The 1,594-nt window shown below is 63.2% G+C and carries 1 protein-coding gene; it reads right to left on the bottom strand.

All coding sequences use genetic code 11. From position 1 onward, the window contains the following. Positions 1-1,548, bottom strand: a 1,548-nt coding sequence (locus tag WBB95_RS09210; protein ID WP_424487304.1) for a dermonecrotic toxin domain-containing protein, incomplete at its 3' end; no start/stop codon positions are given. Between the last annotated feature and the right edge of the window lie 46 nt (positions 1,549-1,594).

The raw sequence follows: 1,594 nt of genomic DNA, 5'->3' as shown, positions 1-1,594 counted from the left end.
TGAGTGGGGGTGAGTCAACGTGTATTCGGTCAGCCCTTGGATGATTGCTTCGACGCAAGTGATGATTTTCGCCACTTGCTCCGGGCTGACGTTCAACACGCCAAACATCTCGGTCAGGAACAGGGCGGTACGTGAGTTGGGGTCGGGTTGGCGTGCAAACAGCGTAAGGTTGCGCAGGCAGGTGACGGTGTAGTACGTCGCGACGTTGAGTGCTCTGTCGATGCACTCAGCCCTGGCGGGTGACAGTGCGCGAATGGCCGGCATGCCCGCTGCTTCTACATTGATCGACTCGCGCTCGGCCCTGCGTGTTTCGAGACGCTCCATATAGCGTGAGAGCGCCGGACCGAATCGCGGGTCATGTCCGCTGAGGTCCAGCACCCATTGACCCAAGGCGTTGCGTTCTACAAAAGGGCCCAGCTCCGGTGCCAGGCCTACACGCCATCGTTCACCGGCCCGGCTGACCGGGAAAACCTTGCCTGCCATCGGCACATAGTGGCGGTTGCTGGCCGACTGGGAATAGACGTAGCTTTGCGGGCTTTGTTGCAGGTCCGATAACGCCACCGTGCCGGCTTCAAAGTGTCGCATGCGGGTGCGCGCCGGGTCGGTGATATTCGCGGCGAAAGCCTGAGCGGGCGGCGCAGGGTCGGGCTCGGGTGCGAACGACTCGTCAAGCCCATTTCGCAGCGAAGCGAGGGTCGCCAGGCCCAGGGCGAACGCGTGCAGGCCTTCACCGAAACGTTGCTGTTGCAGGGCTTCGGCAGACCCCAGAAACAGCTTGAAACTGCGCCATACCACCCACGGGTAGCTGAGTTTGCCGGCGATAAAGTGCAGGGCGCCGATTGCGCCTTTGCGCAGCAACTGGGTAATGCTGCCCCAGGCATGCCCGCCGTCCAGGTCGAATTGCCCCGCGAGCATCTTGATCAACTGCAAAGCGTTGTCGTGAAACAGCCGGGTCAGGACATTGCCCCGGACCGGGTTCGTTGCCAGGCGAATATCTGCCTGGCCCGTGGGCGGCGAGGGGCGCAACAGGTTGCGGTAGGTTGCCTGATGCGACGCGTCCAACTGGTGGATGATCCACTCCTGAAGCGGGCCGGGGCGATTGATGTCATCAAGCAGTTGCGCCTCGCCTGCGAACTCCGTGAACACCCGCAACGGGCTGTGAGGGGCGTACAACACGAGTGGCCCCGACATGGGTGGCGCACGACTGATCAGGTACATCCCCAGCACCGTGACCGGCTGCGCGCCCGGGGTGACGACCAGCGCCAGTGAGCGCATGACCGCCGTGGCGGTGCTGACCAGCGCGCGCGCCACGGCGTCCGGCATGTCGATGACGTGCTGGACAAAGCCCCAGGCGGTCGCGCTCAGGCGCTCTTCGAGCTTTTCTTCATGGGCATGGCGCAACAGCTGCCAAGGCAGTTGGCGGCAAAACAGCGCACGGCGTTCGCGGGTATCGTCGGTGTCTGAGGTGAGGTGGGTCGTGAGCAGCGCGCGGTAGGTTTTGGCGATGTCCAATTGGCGTATCAGCTGCACCACCGCTGTGCCGTCCAGTGACGGTGGAAGCGGTTTGGTATCGCGTGCACAGGGACGGATAGAG

The sequence above is a fragment of the Pseudomonas sp. genome, from assembly GCF_049645325.1.
In the GTDB taxonomy this organism is placed as follows: Bacteria; Pseudomonadota; Gammaproteobacteria; order Pseudomonadales; family Pseudomonadaceae; genus Aquipseudomonas.
This window is presented reverse-complemented; position numbering and strand designations above follow the sequence as displayed.